This window comes from Vogesella mureinivorans, from assembly GCF_007644035.1.
In the GTDB taxonomy this organism is placed as follows: domain Bacteria; phylum Pseudomonadota; class Gammaproteobacteria; order Burkholderiales; family Chromobacteriaceae; genus Vogesella; species Vogesella mureinivorans.
Genome location: NZ_VMTV02000162.1, coordinates 1 through 18,436, shown reverse-complemented (window position 1 = coordinate 18,436; position 18,436 = coordinate 1). Strand labels below are relative to the sequence as shown.

Annotated in this window: 16 protein-coding genes; 4 read left to right on the top strand and 12 right to left on the bottom strand. The window is 64.2% G+C overall.

Going from position 1 to position 18,436, the window contains the following annotated elements:
- The first annotated feature begins 71 nt into the window (after positions 1 to 71).
- Positions 72 to 2,717 carry a DUF4118 domain-containing protein gene (locus tag FLQ44_RS05150; protein WP_147693374.1) on the top strand — a complete coding sequence of 882 codons (2,646 nt, stop codon included), beginning with the start codon at positions 72 to 74 and terminating at the stop codon, positions 2,715 to 2,717.
- Positions 2,714 to 3,406, top strand: a complete 693-nt coding sequence (kdpE, locus tag FLQ44_RS05145; protein ID WP_147693373.1) for a two-component system response regulator KdpE — start codon at positions 2,714 to 2,716, stop codon at positions 3,404 to 3,406. Before FLQ44_RS05150 ends, kdpE begins: the two co-directional genes overlap by 4 nt.
- 3 nt (positions 3,407 to 3,409) lie before the next feature.
- On the opposite strand, the gene FLQ44_RS05140 is transcribed toward kdpE, so the two are convergent.
- The 6 genes from FLQ44_RS05140 to FLQ44_RS05115 all read right to left on the bottom strand — a co-directional run bounded on the left by FLQ44_RS05140 (position 3,410) and on the right by FLQ44_RS05115 (position 9,196).
- Positions 3,410 to 3,745: a hypothetical protein gene (locus FLQ44_RS05140; protein WP_147693372.1), complete on the bottom strand. Its 336-nt coding sequence runs from the start codon at positions 3,743 to 3,745 to the stop codon at positions 3,410 to 3,412.
- A 64-nt stretch (positions 3,746 to 3,809) separates the two neighbouring features.
- Positions 3,810 to 4,895, bottom strand: coding sequence for an agmatine deiminase family protein (locus tag FLQ44_RS05135; protein WP_147693371.1), 1,086 nt, complete (start codon positions 4,893 to 4,895; stop codon positions 3,810 to 3,812).
- Between the two features lie 91 nt (positions 4,896 to 4,986).
- Positions 4,987 to 6,093 carry an agmatine deiminase family protein gene (locus tag FLQ44_RS05130; RefSeq protein ID WP_147693370.1) on the bottom strand — a complete coding sequence of 369 codons (1,107 nt, stop codon included), beginning with the start codon at positions 6,091 to 6,093 and terminating at the stop codon, positions 4,987 to 4,989.
- A gap of 21 nt (positions 6,094 to 6,114) precedes the next feature.
- Positions 6,115 to 7,209, bottom strand: coding sequence for a polyamine ABC transporter substrate-binding protein (locus tag FLQ44_RS05125; RefSeq protein WP_147693369.1), 1,095 nt, complete (start codon positions 7,207 to 7,209; stop codon positions 6,115 to 6,117).
- Positions 7,206 to 8,129 carry an N-carbamoylputrescine amidase gene (aguB, locus tag FLQ44_RS05120; protein WP_147693368.1) on the bottom strand — a complete coding sequence of 308 codons (924 nt, stop codon included), beginning with the start codon at positions 8,127 to 8,129 and terminating at the stop codon, positions 7,206 to 7,208. The genes FLQ44_RS05125 and aguB overlap by 4 nt, the downstream gene beginning before the upstream one ends.
- Positions 8,130 to 8,164: 35 nt before the next feature.
- Complete coding sequence (locus FLQ44_RS05115; RefSeq protein ID WP_147693367.1) at positions 8,165 to 9,196, bottom strand: agmatine deiminase family protein; 1,032 nt, start codon at positions 9,194 to 9,196, stop codon at positions 8,165 to 8,167.
- 94 nt (positions 9,197 to 9,290) lie between these two features.
- On the opposite strand from FLQ44_RS05115, the gene FLQ44_RS05110 reads away from it, so the two are divergent.
- A complete protein-coding gene (locus FLQ44_RS05110; protein ID WP_147693366.1) occupies positions 9,291 to 10,184 on the top strand; it encodes a LysR family transcriptional regulator in 894 nt (297 codons plus the stop codon).
- Here the strand turns inward: FLQ44_RS05110 and FLQ44_RS05105 are convergent.
- From FLQ44_RS05105 to FLQ44_RS05095, 3 genes are all read right to left on the bottom strand, one after another.
- Positions 10,148 to 11,338 (bottom strand): alpha/beta hydrolase, encoded by a 1,191-nt coding sequence (locus FLQ44_RS05105; protein ID WP_170252811.1) that lies wholly within the window; start codon positions 11,336 to 11,338, stop codon positions 10,148 to 10,150. The two genes, FLQ44_RS05110 and FLQ44_RS05105, sit on opposite strands and share 37 nt — an antisense overlap.
- Positions 11,339 to 11,601: 263 nt before the next feature.
- Complete coding sequence (locus tag FLQ44_RS05100) at positions 11,602 to 12,132, bottom strand: GNAT family N-acetyltransferase (RefSeq protein ID WP_147693365.1); 531 nt, start codon at positions 12,130 to 12,132, stop codon at positions 11,602 to 11,604.
- Positions 12,129 to 12,719 (bottom strand): helix-turn-helix domain-containing protein, encoded by a 591-nt coding sequence (locus FLQ44_RS05095; protein ID WP_240801189.1) that lies wholly within the window; start codon positions 12,717 to 12,719, stop codon positions 12,129 to 12,131. Before FLQ44_RS05095 ends, FLQ44_RS05100 begins: the two co-directional genes overlap by 4 nt.
- 359 nt (positions 12,720 to 13,078) lie before the next feature.
- Between FLQ44_RS05095 and FLQ44_RS05090 the strand changes: the two genes are divergently transcribed.
- Positions 13,079 to 15,610, top strand: coding sequence for a cation-translocating P-type ATPase (locus FLQ44_RS05090; protein WP_147693364.1), 2,532 nt, complete (start codon positions 13,079 to 13,081; stop codon positions 15,608 to 15,610).
- Between the two features lie 461 nt (positions 15,611 to 16,071).
- Here the strand turns inward: FLQ44_RS05090 and FLQ44_RS05085 are convergent, their stop codons facing one another.
- The 3 genes from FLQ44_RS05085 to FLQ44_RS05075 form a co-directional block, all read right to left on the bottom strand.
- On the bottom strand, positions 16,072 to 16,263 hold the full coding sequence (locus FLQ44_RS05085; protein WP_147693363.1) for a DUF7940 domain-containing protein: 192 nt from the start codon (positions 16,261 to 16,263) through the stop codon (positions 16,072 to 16,074).
- 172 nt (positions 16,264 to 16,435) lie between these two features.
- Entirely contained in the window at positions 16,436 to 16,753 is a 318-nt protein-coding gene (locus tag FLQ44_RS05080; RefSeq protein WP_147693362.1) for a hypothetical protein, read from the bottom strand.
- Entirely contained in the window at positions 16,750 to 18,285 is a 1,536-nt protein-coding gene (locus FLQ44_RS05075; protein ID WP_147693361.1) for a hypothetical protein, read from the bottom strand. The genes FLQ44_RS05080 and FLQ44_RS05075 overlap by 4 nt, the downstream gene beginning before the upstream one ends.
- Positions 18,286 to 18,436 lie beyond the last annotated feature (151 nt).

Below are 18,436 nucleotides of genomic sequence, written 5' to 3'. Positions count from 1 at the left end.
CGTTGCAGGGTTGGCCGCATGCGGCCAACCCTGTGGCTGTTTCCCGTAACTGATCAAGACACACCCCAACCATGACCGACCCAGACCGCCGCCCCGACCCCGACGCCCTGCTGGCCAGCCTGCCGCGCCCGCGTGGCCGGCTGAAGCTGTTTTTCGGCGCCGCCCCCGGCGTGGGCAAAACCTACGCCATGCTGGCCGAGGCACAGGAAAAACGCGCCCAGGGCCTGGACGTGCTGGTGGGCTGGGTGGATACCCACGGCCGCGCCGATACCGAAGCCATGCTGCACGGCCTGGCGCTGCTGCCGCGCCGCCAGCTGGACCACCGCAGCAAGACCGTGGCCGCGCTGGACATCGACGCCATCCTGGCGCGCCGCCCGGCGCTGGTGGTGGTAGACGAGCTGCCGCACAGCAACGCCGCCGGCAGCCGCCACCCCAAACGCTGGCAAGACGTGGAAGAGCTGCTGGCCAGCGGCATCGACGTGTACAGCGCCATGAACGTGCAGCACCTGTACAGCCTGCGCGACATCGTCAGCCGCGTAACCGGCGTGGAGGTGGCCGAAACCGTGCCCGACCACGTGTTTGACCAGGCCGACGAAGTACGGCTGGTAGACCTGCCGCCGGACGACCTGCTGCAAAGGTTGGCCGCAGGCAAGGTCTACCTGCCCGAGGTGGCCGAGCGCGCTGCGGCCAACTTCTTTCGCAAAGGCAACCTCATCGCCCTGCGCGAGCTGGCGCTGCGGCGCATGGCCGACCGGGTAGACGGCCAGATGAAAGCGCAGCGCGCCACGCAGCAGGCGGCGCCGGTATGGGCCACGCGCCACGGCCTGCTACTGTTGGTGGATGGCCGCTTTGGTGCCGACAGCGTGCGCCAGTGCCAGCGGCTGGCACGGCAGCTGGGCGCTGCCTGGCACGCGGTATGGGTAGACGATGGCCACACCAGCGGCGCCCAGCGCGCTGCCGCGCTGGCTGCGTTGCAGCAGGCGGCCGAGCAGGGCGCCACCACGCTGGTGCTCAGCGGCCAGTCCACCCCCCGCCTGCTGGTGGACTACGCCCGCCGCCACAACCTGTCGCTGCTGGCCATGGCTGCGCCGCAGGCACGGCCGCGCCTGCAGCGCGCACTGCAGCAGCACGCGGGCGACCTCGACCTGCTGCTGCTGTCCGGCCAGGCGCCGGCTGCCGGCGCGCAACGCTGGCTGCAGTGGCCGCAATGGCAGCTATCACGCCAGGGCTGGCTGGCCGCCAGCCTGCTGTGCGTGGCCATCACCGTGCTGGCCAGCCCGCTGCACGGCGTGCTGGAGCCCACCAACCTGGTGATGTTCTACCTGCTGGGCGTGCTGTGGGTGGCGGTGCGCTACGGGCGCGGCCCGGCGGCGCTCAGCGCGGTGCTGTCGGTGGCGCTGTTCGACTTTTTCTTCGTGCAGCCGCATTTCTCGTTTGCGGTGTCCGACGTGCAGTACCTGATTACTTTTGCGGTGATGCTGATCGTGGGTCTGGTGGCCGGCCAGCTGGTGGCCAGCCAGCGCCACACCGCCGCGCAAGCACGCCAGCGCGAGGCGCACACCCGCACCCTGTACGAGATGGCACGCGAGCTGGGCGTGGCCCTGCTGCCGGAGCAGGTGGGCGAGATCAGCCAGCGCTTTTTGCACGCCAGCCTGGGCGCCAATGTGCGGCTGTGGCTGCCGCCGGACGACGAAGACGGCGTGCTGCAGCCGCAGGCCGGTGACGCGCTGGGCGAAGACGCCGCCATCGTGCGCTGGTGTTACGACCACGCTGCGCCAGCCGGCATCGCCACCCACACCCTGCCGCAGGCGCCGTGCCTGTACCTGCCGCTAAAAGCGCCGATGCGCACCCGTGGCGTGCTGGTGCTGCGGGTGGCCGAGCCTGCCATGCTGGGCGAGCCGGACAACCGCCGCCTGGCCGAGGCGGTAGCGGCGCTGGCGGCGCAAACGCTGGAACGGCTGCATTACATTGCCGTGGCGCAGCAAACGCTGGTGGCTATGGAATCGGAACGGCTGCGCCACTCGCTGCTGGCTGCGCTGTCGCACGACCTGCGCACGCCTCTCACCGCGCTTACAGGCCAGGCCGAAACCCTGCAGCGCCAGCTTGCCCGCGAGGCATCACCGCACGCCGCGCAGGCGGCCACATTGCAGGCGCAAAGCCAGCGTATCTCGCGCCTGGTGACCAACCTGCTGGAAATGGCCAGGTTGCAGGCCGGCGGCGTGACGCTGCGCCGCGACTGGCTGCCGCCGCAAGAGCTGTTCGGCAGCGCCATCGCCGCGCTGGGCAGCGCCACGGCCAGCCACCGCCTGCAGGTAGACGCGCCACTGAGCTGCCCCATGCTGTACGCCGACCCCATCCTGCTGGAAAGGCTGCTGGTCAACCTGCTGGAAAATGCGCTCAAATACAGCCCCGCCGGCAGCACCATCACCCTCACGGCTACGGCCAGCGCGCAGCACATTGTGCTGAGCGTGGCCGACCAGGGGCGCGGCCTGCCGCCGGGCGACCCCGACACGCTGTTTACCGCCTTTACCCGTGGCGAGCGCGAGTCGGCCATTAGCGGCGTGGGCCTGGGGCTGGCCATCTGTCGCACCATTGCCGACGTGCATGGCGGGCGCATCGCTGCGGCCAACCTGCCGGCCGGTGGTGCCTGCTTTACCCTTAGCCTGCCGCTGGCGCCCCAGCCGGCGCTGGATTTCGACCCGGAGAACCTGCAGTGAACAACGCCCCCAGCATTCTGGTCATTGAAGACGAGGCGGTGATCCGCCGCTTTGTGAAAGCGGCGCTGGAAGAAGACGGCCACCGCGTGTACGAGGCGGATAGCGTGGCGCGCGGCCTGATCGAGGCCGGTACCCGCAAGCCCGACCTAGTGGTGCTGGACCTGGGCCTGCCCGACGGCGACGGCGTGGCGCTGCTGCTGGACCTGCGCAGCTGGAGCAGCGTCCCGGTGATCGTGCTGTCGGCACGGGTAGACGAGGGCGACAAGATCGCCGCGCTGGACGCCGGCGCCGACGACTACCTCACCAAACCGTTTGGCACCGGCGAGCTGCAAGCCCGCGTGCGCGCCCAGCTGCGCCGCCGTGGCAGCAGCGCCGCCAGCGAAAGCGACAAAGTCACACTGGGCGACGTAGTGGTAGACCTGGGCCTGCGCAGCGTTAGCCGCGGCGGCGAGCCGCTGCACCTGACGCAGCTGGAATACCGCCTGCTGGTGGCGCTGATTGCACAGCGCGGCAAGGTGCTGACCCACCGCCAGCTGCTGAAAGAGGTGTGGGGCCCGGCGCACATCGAGCACAACCACTACCTGCGCATCTACATGGCCCACCTGCGGCAAAAGCTGGAGCAAGACCCGGCCCAGCCGCGCTACCTGCTGACCGAAACCGGCGTGGGCTACCGGCTGGCAGCCGGCTAGCCGCTACACGAACAACGCCGCCGCCACCGCGCCAAAGGCCAGCAGGATGGCCAGCATGTAGGCGCGGAAGGTGGTGTGGTAGTAGTGGCCGGCCTGTTGCAGCGGGTAGCGGTTGTTCAGCAGGCGGAACAGCACCCACAGCATTAGCGCGATGGCGCCAATCAGGCCCAGCGCCACCACAAAGTCGGCCTTGGTGGTGACCGCTATCTCGCCGTCGTCCTGGATGGCCCACTGGCCGAGAAAATTCAGCATGAAGCCCAGGATAATGCCCAGCGAGGTCACCATGGGCTGGCGGAAGTCCTTCATGTCGTGGTTCATGTCGGGGTCGGGTTGGCTCATGGCGTACTCCGTAAAAGCCCGGCTGGCGGGCCGGGCGGGGTGGGGGAAGGTTGGCCGCAGGGGCTCAGGCTGGCTGCTGTTGTGTGGTGCAGTGTATGCCGCCGCCACCCGCTGCGATGGCGTCGATATCCAGCTGGACAATGTCGCGGCCGGGGAACTGCTCGCGCAGGATGGCGTGGCAGTTGCGGTCGGCGCGTGTGTCGCCAAACTGCGGGGCGATTACCGCGCCGTTGCACACGTAAAAATTGATGTAGCCGGCGGCAAAGTCGTCATTGCGGTAGCGCGGGCGGATATCGGTAGGTGCGTTCAGCACCACCACTTTCAGCTTGCGCCCGCGGGCGTCGGTGGCGCTTTTCAGGATGTCCAGATGGCGCTTGGTCACTGGGTGGTCGTAGGATTGCGGGTCGGTATCCAGTGCGGCTACCACTACGCCCGGCTGGGTAAAGCGGGCGTAAAAGTCGGTATGGCCATCGGTAATGTCGCGCCCGGCAATACCGGGTAGCCAGATGATTTTCTGCAGGCCCAGCAGGCGTTTCAGCTCGGCTTCGCAGGCGGCTTTGCTTACGCCCGGGTTGCGGTTGGGGTTCAGCACGCAGCTTTCGGTGATGATGGCAGTGCCCTGGCCATCTACCTCGATACCGCCGCCTTCTAGCACCAGCTTGGTTTCCAGCCGGCTTACCCCGCTGTGCTCGCACACAAAACCGGCCACGGCGGCGTCAGCGTCGTGCTGCTGCTTGTCGCCCCAGCCGTTGAAGTTGAAGTCCACGCCAGCCAGTTGGCCGCTGCTGTTCTTCACAAACACCGGGCCGGTGTCGCGCATCCACAGGTCGTCTATGTCCTGCACGATCAGTTTTACCTTGTTGCCGCACAGGCGGCTGGCGGTGTCATGGTCTTCTTTGCGTACCAGCATGTTGACCGGCTCATAGGCCACGATGGCGCGGGCGATGCGGCCCAGGGCTTCTTGCGCGCCGCGCTGCAGGTCTTCCCCCCACACCTCGGTGCCGGGGCCAAAGGCCATCCAGGTGGCGGTGTGGCGCTCGCCCTCATCCGGCATGTGCCAGCTGCTGGCGGCGGCATGGGTGGGCAGCGCCAGGCTGCTACCGAGCAAGGCCAGGCCGGAGGAGGCGATAAAGTGTCTGCGTGTAAACATGGTGTGCCTTTCTAGCAGGGGCCAAGGTTGGCCGCAGGGGTGTTCTTACCATAGGTGGCAGCAACGATTTAACCAATTCGGATGGAATGACTCAGGCGGGCTGCTGTTGCGTAATACAGTGTATGCCCCCGCCACCGGCGGCAATGGCGTCGATATCCAGCTGCACCACGTCGCGGCTGGGGAAGGCATCCTGCAGCGCGTCGCGGCAGTAGCTGTCGGCGCGCACGTCGCCAAACTGCGGCGCGATCACGGCGTGGTTGCACACATAAAAATTGATGTAGCCAGCGGCAAAGTCGGCATTGCGGTAGCGCGGCCGTGTGCTGCGCGCACCGGGGATCACGATCAGCTGCAGCTTGCGGCCACGGGCGTCGGTGGCGGTTTTCAGGATGTCGAGGTGGCGGCGGGTGACGGCGTAGTCGTACGAGGCCGGGTCGGTATCGCTGTGTACCACTACCACGCCGGGGCCGGCAAAGCGGGCGTAAAAGTCGGTGTGGCCGTCGGTAATATCCCGTCCGGCAATGCCAGGCAGCCAGATGATCTTTTGCAAGCCCAGTAGGCGTTTGAGCTCGGTTTCGCAAGCCGCTTTGCTCACACCGGGGTTGCGGTTACGGTTCAGTACGCAGCTTTCGGTAATGATGGCGGTGCCTTCGCCGTCTACTTCTATGCCGCCGCCTTCCAGTACCAGCTTGGTATGCAGCAGCGGGGTGCGGCTGTGTGCGGCCACGCGGGCGGCGACTTTGGCATCGTTGGCGTGGGTTTGCTTTTTGCCCCAGCCGTTAAAGTTGAAGTCGATAGCGGCGCGCTGGCCTTGTGCGTCTTCTACAAACACCGGGCCGCTGTCGCGCAGCCACAGGTCGTCCAGCGGGGCCACCACCAGGTTGGCCGCCGCACCGCACAGGCGGTAGGCCAGGTCGTAGTCCTGTTCGCGCACCAGCATGTTTACGGTTTCGTAGCCGGCAATCGCCTGGGCAATGCGCGCCTGGCTGTCGCGGGCGCCGGCCAGCAGCTTGCGCCCCCAGATGGCCTGGCTGGCAGCAAAGGCCAGCCAGGTGGCGGCGTGCGGTTCGCCTTCGTCCGGCATGCGCCAGCGGGTGGGGTTGGCCGCATGGGCGGGGGCGCTGGCCAGCAGCGCGTGGCTGCCCAGTGCGCTGGCGAGCAGGCTGGCGCTGCTGTAGCCCAGAAAGTGTCGTCGGTTCATGGTGTGTCCTTTAGGTGGCGGTCAGCCCTTTTTGAAGCTCATCCAGGTGCGGCCTTCCAGCCGCGTGGTGTCGCTGCTTTGCACTTTTTGCAGGAATAGCGTTTTCTTGCGCTCGTCATTCAGATACACGCTGGGGTTGCTTACCAGCGTGCGGTCCATCAGCTTGAGTGCGCCCAGGTTGGCGTTGGCGTAGCGGGTGGCGTTGCTGATCTTGGCCACCACGTCCGGGCGCAGGATGTAGTTGATGAAGGCGTGGGCGTTGTCGGGGTGGCGCGCGGTTTTGGGGATGAGCATGCCGTCGAACCACATCAGGCTGCCCATGCTGGGGATGTCGTACACAATGCTGCGCTTGCCGCCTTGTTCGCGTACTTTTTCTGCCGCCAGGTTGATGGCGCCGGAGTAGCCGGCAAACACGCACAGCTCGCCGCTGATCAGCTCGTTGGCGTTGGGCGAGGCCACAAACAGGCTGATGTGTTGGCGCACTTTTTTCAGCATGGCCAGCGCAGCGTCAAAGTCGGCTTTGGCGGGGTTGACCGGGTCGCGGCCGATGTAGCGCAGCGCCAGCGGCAGCATGGCGCTGGCCGAGTCCTGCACGCCCAGGCGGCAGCCGCCTGCGGCCAACTTGGCGCTGGTGGCGGGGTCGAACAGCAGGTCCATGCTGTTGGCGGGTACCTTGCCCAGCAGTTTTTCTACCTTTACCCGGTCGTAGCCCACGCCGATGGTGCCCCACATATAGGGCACGCCGTAGCGGTGGCCGGGGTCGGACTGGGCGATGATATTCATCAGCCGCGGGTCCAGGTGCTTCAGGTTGGGCAGCTTGCTTTTGTCCAGCGGGCGGTATACGCCGGCCTGGATCTGCTTGGCCATGAAGTCGTTGCTGGGCCATACCACGTCGTAGCCGCTGTCGCCGGTGAGCAGCTTGGCTTGCAGCGTTTCATCGCTGTCGTACACGTCCAGTCGTACCTTGATGCCGGTTTCCTTTTCAAACTGGCTGAGTGTGTCGGGGGCAAAGTAGTCGGCCCAGTTGAACAGGTAGAGGATTTTCTCTTCGGCGGCGTGGCCTGCGGTGCAGGCCAGCGCCAGTGCGGCGGCTAACAGGCTGTGGCGCGGGCTCATGCGGGGGCTCCTTGGTAGCAGGATGCTGCACCGTCGCTAGTCAGCAGCGTGCGGTACATCTCGGGGCGGCGGTCGCGGAAGAAGCCCCAGCTCTGGCGCTCGTCGCGGATGGCGTCCAGGTCGAAGGTGTGCAGCAGGATGGCTTCCTCGCTGCGGCCAGCCTCTTGCACCTTGTGGCCGGTGTGGTCGGCAATAAAGCTGCTGCCGTAAAAGGTGGCGCTCAGGCCCTGCTGGTGCGGGTTGCCGTTGCCGATGCCGGTTTCGCTGCCGATGCGGTTGGCGGCCACTACCGGCAGCATGTTGGCCGCAGCGTGGCCCTGCATGGTGCGCTGCCAGTGGCCGGATGAGTCGTAATCTGCACTGAACGGCTCGCTACCGATAATGGTGGGGAAGCACAGTACCTCGGCGCCCATCAGCGCCAGGCTGCGCGCGGTTTCCGGGTACCACTGGTCCCAGCAGATGCCGATGCCGATTTTGCCCACGCGGGTGTCCCATACCTTGAAGCCGGTATCACCGGGGGTGAAGTAGAACTTTTCGGTGTAGCCCGGCCCGTCCGGAATGTGCGTCTTGCGGTATACGCCCAGCACGCGGCCATCGCTATCGGCCACGGCAATGCTGTTGTAGGCGGCATTACCGGCGCGCTCGAAAAAGCCGATGGGGATGACCACGCCCAGCTCGCCGGCCAGGCGGGCAAAGCGGGCGATGCCGGGGTGGCCTGCAAACGGCTGCGCCAGCTGCAGGTGGTCTACGTGCTGGTCGATGCAGAAGTAGGGCAGCATGAATAGCTCGGGGCACAGCACCAGCTGTGCGCCGGCGGCGGCAGCCTGGCGGATCAGCCGTTCGGCACGGTCCATATTGTGTTCTGTCTGCCAGCTGCCGGAGGCCATTTGTACGGCGGCGACGGTAAGGGTTCGGCTCATGGGGGTTCTCCTTGGTGTGTTGTGTGCTGCCAGGCTCAGACGGCTGGCTGTTGCTGGGTGGAGCAGTGCAGGCTGCCGCCGCCGATGGAGATGGCGGTCACCGGCAGCAGCACGACCTCGCGCCCCGGGAAGGCCTGGGCAAACACCTCGCGCGCGGCGGCGTCTTCGGCCACGCCAAAGGCGGTGCTGATCACCGCGCCGTTGAGCAGGATGTAGTTGGCGTAGCAGTCGCAGTAGCGTTCGCTGTCGTAGCGCTGGGTGACCTGCGGCGAGGGCAGCTCCAGAAAGCTGAACGCGCGGCCGCGGGCGTCGGTGGCCAGCGCCAGTGCGCGGCGGTTTTCGCGCAGCACGTAGTAGTAGTCGCCCTGGTCTGGCGTGGCGCCCTGGCACAGCACCTGGCCTGGCGCGATGAACGAGGCGATGCCGTCCACATGGCCGTTGGTTTCTACCTCCAGCGGGTTGCCCGGTAGCCAGATCACCTTGCGGATGCCCAGCATGCGGCCCAGCTCTTCTTCGATCTCGGCGCGGCGCATACCGGGGTTGCGGTTGGGGTGCAGCAGGCAGCTTTCGGTGGTGAGCAGCGTGCCCTGGCCATCCACGTAGAACGAGCCGCCTTCCAGCACCATATCGCTGTTGAACAGTGTGGCGCCGGCGTGGCGGGCGATGTCTTGGGCTAGCTGCTGGCAGCCATCGTAGGGCTGGTATTTATTGCCCCAGGCGTTAAAGCGGAACGCCGCTGCGGCCAACTGCCCGCCCTGGCCTTGCAAGAAGATGGGGCCGCAGTCGCGCACCCAGTTGTCCTCAGCCGCCACCGGCAGCACCGTTACCGTGGGGCCGCACAGCTCGCGCGCCTGCGCCGCCAGGCTGTGATGCGCGGTCACCACGCAGCGCTGGTAGCGGGCAATGGTGCGGGCGGTCAGCGCAAACTCGGCCACCACCTGGGCGTAGTGTTCACCCCACAGTTCTTCGCGGTCGGCCAGCATCGGCCAGCCCAGCCAGGTGGTGTGCTGGGTTTCCCATTCGGCGGGCATGCGGTAGCCCTGTATGCGTGCATCAAAACGTCCCATCTGGTTTGCCTCCTGTTGTGATGGGCGTATTGTGGCGCTAGCATGACTTTAGAAAAATTGATGTTTATTGCGGGTATTGACCAGGTTTTCTCATATGAACAAGCCACGTATTCCGTCGTTACGCCTGCTTAGCGGCTTCGAGGCCGCCGCCAGGCTGGGCAGCTTTTCCCGTGCGGCCGAAGAGCTGTACCTGTCGCAGTCCGCCATTAGCCACCAGATACAGCAGCTGGAAGAACAGCTTGGCCAGCCGCTGTTTAGCCGGGTAGGGCGCGGGGTAGAGCTGACCGTGGCGGGCGAGGTACTGCTGCGCAGCGTGCAGCTGTCGCTGGACGCGCTAAAAAGCGGGCTGGGGCGTATTGCCACGTATCTGGACCCGGGGCTGGTGGTGCTGGTGTGCCCGGCGCCATTGCAGCAGGGCTGGCTGCTGCCCAGGTTGGCCGCATTGCAGCAGGCGCTGCCCGGCTTATGCCCGCTGCTGTCTACTGACGAAAGCGCACGCTATGTAGACGAGCTGGATGTGGATATCAATATCGTGGCGCGGCCACTGCAGCAGCCGGGTGTGCTGGAGCAGCCGTGGCTGCAGGATGAGCAGCTACTGGTGGCCAGCCCGGCACTGGCGCAGCGGCTGGCACCGCTGCCGCTGGCCGAACACGCGGCCCATGCCGGCCTGCTGTGCCTGGAGCGTGCGCTGACGATAGGCAGCGGGCACGAGGCGCTACCCGCCGCGCTGGCGGGCTTTCGCCGCCGCCTGATTGTGGACGATGCCCGCCTGCTGCAAGAAGCAGCCGAGCGCAGCCTGGGCGTGGCGTGGCTGTCGCGCTGGCAAGTGGCCGACGCCATGGCTGCCGGCAGGCTGCAGGCGGTGGCGGGCTACCCGGCGCAGCCTGGGCAGCAATGGTGGATAGCCCGTGCAGAGGGCGACACGCGGGCACCGATGGTGCGCCAGCTGTATCAGTGGCTGCTGGACGAAGCGGCCAGGGTGGTTTGAGTGGGAGGCTGGGCGGCCTGCAGCACGCTACGGGCCACGCCCAGCTGCCAGTCAAAATACGGGTTGAAGGTAAGGCGGGCGTGCACCTTGCCGGGTTCGCGGTAGCCCCAGTCGCTATACCACACCGTGGCGCCGCGCTGGCAGGCGGTAACTTCGGCATCTTCCTGGCCGTTACGGCACATGCGCAGGCTGCCGTCTTGCCCGTACAGCGGGTTGGCCGGCGAAAACAGCACGCTCATGTGCGAAAACTGGCTGATGCGCTGTTGCGGCAGGTAGTCGCTTTGCCACAGCTGGCGCGTATCGCTACTGGCCGGTGCCTGGCGGCCGTACCACACCAGGCGGCTGGCGGGATGGGTAAAGCGCTGCTGGAACAGCGTGCGCGCCTGCCCGACATCCACGACCGAATCGTGCTCGGCCAGCACCATGAAGGCCGGTTTGTCGTACGGCTTGGCGGCGAGCGCAGACAGCACGGCGCTGCTGCTGCGGTAAAACAGGCCAAAGCCGTGGGTGGGCACGTTCAGGTAACGCACCGGTGTCTGCTGTGTGCCCTCGTCCGGCTGGCGCAGCCATGGCTTGAGCGGTGCCACCCACGGCGCCAGCCAGTCTATGCTGCTATCGGATTTGAACGCCGGCGAAAACAGCAGTACACCGGCAATATTGCGGTCGGCCTGTGCCTGCAGCATCACCAGGTTGGCGCCCGTGGAAAAGCCGCCCAGGTAAACCGGTACGCCTTCGCGCCGTAGCAGCGCCGTTTGCTGCGCTACCAGCGCCTGCCAGTCTTCGTAGCGTGCCGCCATCAGGTCGGCCGGTTTGCTGCCATGCCCCGGCAACAGCACGCTGCGTACCAGGTAGCCGGCTGCGGCCAACCCTGGCCCCAGGTCGGTAAACGAATACGGTGAATCGCCCAGCCCGTGTACCAGTAGGATGGCACCGCGTGGCGCGCCGGCTGGCCGCCACTGCTGCGGGCTGTTATAGGCCAGCTCGTCCTGCGGGGTGGCGGTGACGAACTGGCGGTGCTGCTGCAGCCATTGCCGGGTTTGCGCCTGATAGCTGGCAAAGTCAGCTTGCCCCAGCGGGGGCAGCGCGTCCGGTGCGCGGGTTTGTGTACAGGCCGTGACGCATAGCGCCAATAACAAAGGCAATACAGGTTTCATCGTGTGTGGCGGCGGCAAGGCAAAGGGATATGGAGTAACAAGGCGGCGCTAAGTTTCGCCGGTGGGGCCTGCCGGCGATATATTTGTTGCAATGCAGCAATGTGGCGTCTAGGCTGAAAGCGAGGATCCTCCTCGTGTTGTCTCCATCACTCGGCAGTCTGTGCCACACCCGCTACCCCATGGCGGGTTTTCTTTTATGGCCAGCCAGCATGTGGCTGGCACACAAGGCGGCGCCTTATGGCCGCAGCGCTGGCCGTAGCGGCCTAGCCATCCACCGGCGCGTGCGGGGTGTCCAGCAGCAGCTGGTAGAAGGATAAATCCAGCCAGCGGCCAAACTTGAAGCCTACCTCCGGCAGGGTAGCCACATGCTTGAAGCCCAGCTGTTCATGCAGGGCAATGCTGCCGCTGTTGCTGGCGTCGATGCCGCCGATCATGGCGTGCACATTGTTTTGCCGTGCGGCGGCAATCAGCGCCTGCATCACGGTGCGGCCCAGGCCCTGGCCGCGGTGATCCTTGTGTACATAAATGGAATGCTCCACCGAGTACTTGAACGCCGGCCAGGCGCGGAAGGTACCGTAGCTGCCAAACGCCAGCAGGGTGCCCTGGCTGTCTTCCACGCCAATCACCGGGAAGCCGCCTTTTTGCTTGGTATCAAACCAGCTCACCATGCTTTCGGGTGGGCGCGGGGTGTAGTCGTACAGTGCGGTGGAGTTCAGGATGGCTTCGTTGAAGATGTCCAGAATGGCGGCGGCGTGGCGCTCGGCAGTGCAGTGAACCAGCTTGTTCTCACTCATGATGGTTTCCCTATGGCGGAAGGTTGCGCGCACAGCGCAACCAGATAGCGTGCCGGGTTGGCCGCGGGGTTATGGAATACGATCTGCGGGCCCAGCGTGATCGCCAGGCAGTCGCCAGCCTGTAGCTGCCAGCACTGGCCCGCTGCCGTAATGTGCATTTCGCCGGATAACAGCCAGATCTGCTGGTAGGTAACGATGCTGCGCAGGGCGTTATCAAAGGTAACGCTTTGGCCGGGCAGGAACGTGACCTCGGCCAGCTCGATGGGGGTGGCAAAGCCGGGTGGTGACAGCTGGCGGCGCAGGTAGCCGCTGCCGGGGTCTTGCCACACCGGCTGGGTGCCATGGCGGGCTAGCGGCGAGGCGGCTTGCTCTGCGGTTTCTTCTGCAAACAGCGAGGCCAGGCTCACGCCCAGCGCGTCGGCCAGCTTGTTCAGCACCATGGCCGTGGCGCTGGTTTCGGCGCGCTCGATCAGCGAAATCATTGAACGGCTCACGCCGCTGAGCTCGGCAAGGGTGTCCAGCGCGTAAGCGCGCTGCTTGCGTAGCGAGCGGATGCGTTGGGCCAGCAGGGTATCCAGATTCATCATTCCAATATACGGGAATACAAATCCATTAAACAAGATGTTTGTCGTTGGCCGCCAAACTGCGTTGCCGCTGATGGGCTTGGGGTTGGCCGCACAGTGCTGGCGCTGCCTGAACACAGCGGCCCCTTGTCGGCGCATGCCAGGCTGTGCGCTAGCGTACAGATGCTGCCGGCAGGTGTTTTTATGATGAGCCATCGCCGCGAGCGCCTTCGCACGGGGTGCACCCGACTGCTATGCCTTGCGCTGTCTGGCTGGTGTCATCGTGCGCAGGCGTGCTGCCGGATGCAGGGCGACCAGCCGTGTTTCTTGCGATTTTCCGGGTAGCGGCCAACAAGTACCGACGTAAAGCGGGGAGCAAACCTATGCCTGATGGCCTAAGCGACATGGAAGCACGGCAGCGTCTTGCCAAAGACGGCCCAAACGAATTGCCCGTGTCGCGCCCGCGTAGCCGCTTACGCCTGCTGCGTGCCATCGTGGCAGACCCCATGTTTCTGCTGCTGCTGGCATGCGGTGGCATCTATATGCTGCTGGGGGACAAGCGCGAGGCACTGATGCTGCTGGGTTTTGTGCTGGTCGTCATGGTGATGACCTATTTTCAGCAGCAGCGCACCGAACGCTCGCTGGATGCACTGCGAGACCTGTCCAGCCCGCAAGCCCTGGTCATGCGTGGTGGCCGGCTGTCTCGCGTGCCTGCGCGGGAGCTGGTGTGCGGTGACACGGTGCTCCTGGCCGAAGGCGTGCGCGTTCCGGCAGATCTTGTCCTGACCGAGGCCACGAACCTGCAGGTGGATGAGTCGCTGCTTACCGGCGAGTCTGTGCCGATAGACAAATCGGTCAGTACCGTGGCCGCAGAGGGCGCCCAGGACCCGGCAGCGTTGCACCTTGCGCAGGTTTTTTCCGGCACGCTCGTTACCCGGGGAACCGCGCGCGGCCACGTGGTGGCGACCGGGGAGCAAAGCCAGCTGGGGCGGATTGGCGTATCACTGCGCGGGCTGGGCGAGGAAACGACGCCGATACAAAGAGAAACCCGTCGGATTGTCCAGCGGGTAGCCGTGCTGGGTTTGGTGCTAGCGGCTTGTCTTGCCGTGGCTTATGGTTTGCTGCTGGGCGACTGGCTGCATGGCTTGCTTGCCGGCCTGACTTTGGCGATGGCCATTCTGCCGGAAGAGCTCACCGTTATCCTTACGGTGTTCATGGGGCTGGGCGCCTGGCAGCTGGCCCGTGAAAAAGTATTAACCAGAAATGTGCCCACCATCGAGCTGCTAGGGGCCACCACGGTCTTGTGCGTGGATAAAACCGGCACGCTGACCAGCAACCAGATGGCGGTGCGGCGCTTGTGGTCCGGCACCGCCGGGTACGACACCTTGCCGGGCTTGCCGCTGCCAGAGGCCTTGCATGAAGTGCTGGAGTTTGCGGTATTGGCCAGCCACCGGCAGGCACTGGACCCGATGGACACGGCGATTGCCGACGCGGGGCAGCGCCTGCTGGCCCACACAGCGCACCTGCATGCGGATTGGACCCTGGTGGACGACTACGCCTTGTCACCGGCCATGCTGGCCATGTCGCGGGTGTGGCAGTCGCCAGACTGCCACGAGCGCATTATTGCGGCCAAAGGCTCGCCAGAGGCCATCATCGACCTGTGCCACCTGGACCCTGCTACGCGTAGCCAGATCGTGAAACAGGTAGAACTGTGGGCGGCAGACGGGCTGCGGGTGCTGGGTGTGGCCCAGGCAACATTTGCTGCAGAAACCTTGCCAGGCAAGCAGCACGACTTTGCCTTCGCGTTCTCGGGTTTGCTCGCCCTGGAAGACCCCTTACGGCCAGAGGTGCCCGCAGCAATCGCCGAATGCCATGCGGCGGGTATCAAGGTGGTGATGATTACGGGCGATCACCCGGTAACCGCGCTGGCCATCGCCCGCCAGGCAGGGCTGCCCGTCAGTGGCGGCGTCATGACCGGCCAGGCCTTGGCCGCATACAGTGCGGCAGAGCTGGCCCAGCAGATCAGCAATATCACGGTGTTTTGCCGCATTCTGCCCGCGCAGAAGCTACGCCTGGTTCAGGCATTTCGAGACAGTGGGGCGGTGGTAGCCATGACGGGGGATGGCGTGAATGATGCGCCAGCGTTAAAAGCCGCCCACATCGGTGTGGCCATGGGCGCCCATGGTACCGATGTCGCGCGGGAGGCGGCAGATGTGGTGCTGTTGAAAGATGACTTTGCCTCGCTGGTGACCGCAGTCCGTTACGGGCGCAGGGTGTTTGCCAATTTGCGCAAAGCCGTCGTGTTTGTGGTGGCAGTGCACGTGCCCATTGTCGGTCTATCCATCGTGCCGGTATTACTGGGCTGGCCCATGCTGCTGATGCCGGTGCACGTACTGTTTTTACAGCTCATCATCGACCCGGCGTGCTCCATGGTGTTCGAGGCGCAGCCATCAGAAGCCGACGCCATGCAAAAACCGCCACGCAGCCCGGCGTCCCGCCTGTTTGACAGCAAAGTGCTGGCGCTTGGCCTGTGGCAGGGCACAGGCCTGCTGCTGGTGCTGCTAGCGGTGTATGCGTACACAAAGAGCGAAACAGCGTCGGACGACATCGCCAGAGCGCTCACCTTTTTCGTGCTGATCCTGTCCAACCTGGGCTTGATACAGGCCAACCGCTCGTGGGGGCGCGCCGGCAAGCAGGCAGCTGGTACCGCGTATCGCTATCTGGCCTGGATCAGCCTGGCCACCGGCCTTTTGCTCGCCGCTACACTCTATATTCCGGCCATTCGCCAGCTATTCGGGTTTGTTGCACCCTCTGCCATGTGGCTGCTATTTGGTGTGGCGGTGGCGGTGGCGAATCTGCTGTGGTTCGAAACCGTCAAGCGGCTAGTGTTCATCCGGCACAAGCACATGTCGTGAGGGATAAGGTTGGCCGTTCTGCCGCATCGGTGTACGCGCCAGGCGTGGCATGCCGCACATGGCCTGCAGCAGGGTGGCCTGGTATGCGTTTGGTGGCGTGCCGGTTATCGGCTGGCTGGCGCAACAAAGCAGAGCGTTTGTCAGTTTTGTAGAACGGCATCAGGTATGAATGCCGGTGCGTGCCAGTAATGCAAAAACAAAAAAGCCCTTGATTTCTCAAGGACTTAGCTGTGTGTACTGGCGGAGAGGGAGGGATTCGAACCCTCGGTACGCTCGCACGTACGCCTGATTTCGAGTCCGCGTTTTATCTGTAGAAACGTTTAAATTCAAAGACTTGCGCCTTTTGCCTACCCGCAAGTTGCGGCACACTGCGTCACAGTGATGCTAGCTATTACACAGTGCGGCACACAATTGCCACATGACCCCTTTTCTCTGTGTCGGTACAAAACCGGCACATTCACTCAGCGCTGCTTAAACAGCCGCGCCACCATCACAGCGCCGGCAGCATAGCCGTACCACGCCGGGGGCAGTACTGCCTTCAGCGTCGGAAGGTACGGCTCTGCTGCAGCGACTGCCACAATGCCCGCCGACAGGCGAACACTCCAAAAGCGCCATGCCGCGCCCGCGTTCTCGATCAATTCCAGCTTCATCATCTTTCCTTCCCTGGCAGTTCCAGTGTTTGCTGTGCGTACCTGGGTAACGTTGGCCGCATACCCCGCACGGTTTGAACTCACGAAACATCGTCATCAGCTCCACATGCAGGGGCCCAATGAAAAACCCCCGACACGGTGAATGTATCGGGGGTGGTGGCAGGTTTTCGCGGTGCTACGCTAGCGGCGGGTCTATTGTCATGCTGGCCGCATGGCAAAACGTCTCGATGGCCTTCAGGTCTGGCGGTACCAGCTCCGGCCAGCGTGCCCCGTAGTCTGTGGCCACTGCCATATACAGCGCCTCGGGTCGTGCAATCAGGTATTCGAACATTGTGGCGAATTCTGCACTCGCCCACGTCCTGGCTGCCAGCACGCCGTCGGCTTCGATGAAGCTATCGGCCCCGCCAACGTCGATATCCATGGCCCTGCCTATGGCGCTGGCGGTGTCGCGGTGATCAACCGGCACGGTCACGGTCACGCGGTAGTCGCTCATAAGATGGTCACTCCGGCAAGTTGAGCCATGGCGCGTTCGATGATAAGTAGCTCGGCGTCAGGGATTGCCGCAGGGGCGTAGAAAGCCGCCATCACGCTTGGGCGAGAGTAGTTGCCTGCAAATCCGCCGATCTGCACTGGCGCAGATGCTGGCGTGTACGTGCCAACTGGAGCCACTACTTGGCTGCCGTTTTTGCGGAACGCCAACGCCGTAGGCGCAGCGCGTGCGGAAATTACCGTTGCCGACGTGGTGCTTGCCACCGTTGCGCCAGTAAAACCTTGGATAGACAACGTTTCGCGGGATTGCGCCTTGTCAGCAAAAAGCAGCCAACCCGCAGCCGGCGACGCAACACGCTTGGCAAACAAGTTTTCAAACGGGTTTACGTCGATATGCTGTAGAGCGATGCCAAATGTCTCGCCAGTGATTGCCGGCTGCGACGCCGTAGCCAGCAGGTCATCCACCCCATCAAACACCCAAGCCCACGTCCATTCCAGCACCTCGCGGACGCTGATGTTATCTACTGAGCCAACCCAGTCGCCAACAGCACCACGGGTAATTAACTGAAACCCCGTCTGGTCTACTGTTGGGGTTAGTAGATCAACGTAAGAGCCTACTGCACTGTAGACGCCGCCCAGCACCGAACCGGCGCCACCAGTGCCAATACGAGCCGATAGGCCACCACCTACGGATGTAACTGCTGATATTTGCCAAGCAACAGCGTAAGTCTTTCCTGCTGTAGTTCCTATCGTCTGAGTAAGAGTGTTGACGCCAGACGCTCCGTGCGTTGCCACTCCGCCGCTTATCGCCCAGTTGGTGCCAGCACTCCAGCCGGTTGCGCTAGCAAAATCCCCGTTCGTCACCAACTCCGCCCCCAGCCGCTTCGGAACCCGTTTCAGCTTAGGCTTGAAGCCGGTGGTTGCTTGCGTGAGCGGGCGGCCAATGATTTCCTTCACCGACACGCGGTCGATAGTAAATGAGCCAACACCGCCACCAATACGCTTTATCACCAACGTCGTGTTGTTTGCGACGAAAACCACGCGCTTAGTACCTACGCCAGAACCAAACGTGATATCTGCACTGCCGGTAAATATGCCCGGAACAATGCCGCCAGACTGATCTGTTACGACAATCTCCGCCTCATACGCAGCACCAATAACTAAGGCATTCGCCTTGTTCATAGAAATATTGGTGGTGTCCGAAGTATTGAAGGTAACAAAGCCCGGAGAAAACGCCACGGTATTCGATGCGTTCGTGCCGCTCGTAGTCCACTCGACAGGATTATTGCCAGTCGAAAGCTCAACGTCTGCTATACGCTCCGGCCCGAGCGTCGCACACCGGTCAACACCGTAGCCAACGTCCGAGCCGTCACCGGCAGCGCCAGTGCCATCGCTACCAGTGAATGAATACTCTGGGCCAGACTGCCACCACGAACCGCCGTACTTGGCCAGCACAGCGATGGCTTGGGCGATGATCGAGCTACTGCGCCGCGAGCGCACCGTGCGCCGCGGCTGCCCATTAAGCATGGCACCCATGATTAGAAACCCGCGCCAGCGCAGACGTAGACAACTTCGGCACTGCTGCCATTCGTGCGCTTCAACGACAGGGTGACGCTTACCTTGTCGCCAACCACCGACAGAACCTGCGAAGTGTTGGCCGGAATGCGGAAGCTGGTGGTGTCGGAAG

Bases quoted from the DNA above. Each gene is read 5' to 3' on its own strand.
- FLQ44_RS05150 (WP_147693374.1), top strand. From the start codon at position 72: ATGACCGACCCAGACCGCCGCCCCGACCCCGACGCCCTGCTGGCCAGC.
- FLQ44_RS05140 (WP_147693372.1), bottom strand. From the start codon at position 3,745: ATGAGCCAACCCGACCCCGACATGAACCACGACATGAAGGACTTCCGC.
- FLQ44_RS05135 (WP_147693371.1), bottom strand. From the start codon at position 4,895: ATGTTTACACGCAGACACTTTATCGCCTCCTCCGGCCTGGCCTTGCTC.
- FLQ44_RS05130 (WP_147693370.1), bottom strand. From the start codon at position 6,093: ATGAACCGACGACACTTTCTGGGCTACAGCAGCGCCAGCCTGCTCGCC.
- FLQ44_RS05125 (WP_147693369.1), bottom strand. From the start codon at position 7,209: ATGAGCCCGCGCCACAGCCTGTTAGCCGCCGCACTGGCGCTGGCCTGC.
- aguB (WP_147693368.1), bottom strand. From the start codon at position 8,129: ATGAGCCGAACCCTTACCGTCGCCGCCGTACAAATGGCCTCCGGCAGC.
- FLQ44_RS05115 (WP_147693367.1), bottom strand. From the start codon at position 9,196: ATGGGACGTTTTGATGCACGCATACAGGGCTACCGCATGCCCGCCGAA.
- FLQ44_RS05110 (WP_147693366.1), top strand. From the start codon at position 9,291: ATGAACAAGCCACGTATTCCGTCGTTACGCCTGCTTAGCGGCTTCGAG.
- FLQ44_RS05105 (WP_170252811.1), bottom strand. From the start codon at position 11,338: ATGAAACCTGTATTGCCTTTGTTATTGGCGCTATGCGTCACGGCCTGT.
- FLQ44_RS05100 (WP_147693365.1), bottom strand. From the start codon at position 12,132: ATGAGTGAGAACAAGCTGGTTCACTGCACTGCCGAGCGCCACGCCGCC.
- FLQ44_RS05095 (WP_240801189.1), bottom strand. From the start codon at position 12,719: ATGATGAATCTGGATACCCTGCTGGCCCAACGCATCCGCTCGCTACGC.
- FLQ44_RS05090 (WP_147693364.1), top strand. From the start codon at position 13,079: ATGCCTGATGGCCTAAGCGACATGGAAGCACGGCAGCGTCTTGCCAAA.
- FLQ44_RS05085 (WP_147693363.1), bottom strand. From the start codon at position 16,263: ATGATGAAGCTGGAATTGATCGAGAACGCGGGCGCGGCATGGCGCTTT.
- FLQ44_RS05080 (WP_147693362.1), bottom strand. From the start codon at position 16,753: ATGAGCGACTACCGCGTGACCGTGACCGTGCCGGTTGATCACCGCGAC.
- FLQ44_RS05075 (WP_147693361.1), bottom strand. From the start codon at position 18,285: ATGGGTGCCATGCTTAATGGGCAGCCGCGGCGCACGGTGCGCTCGCGG.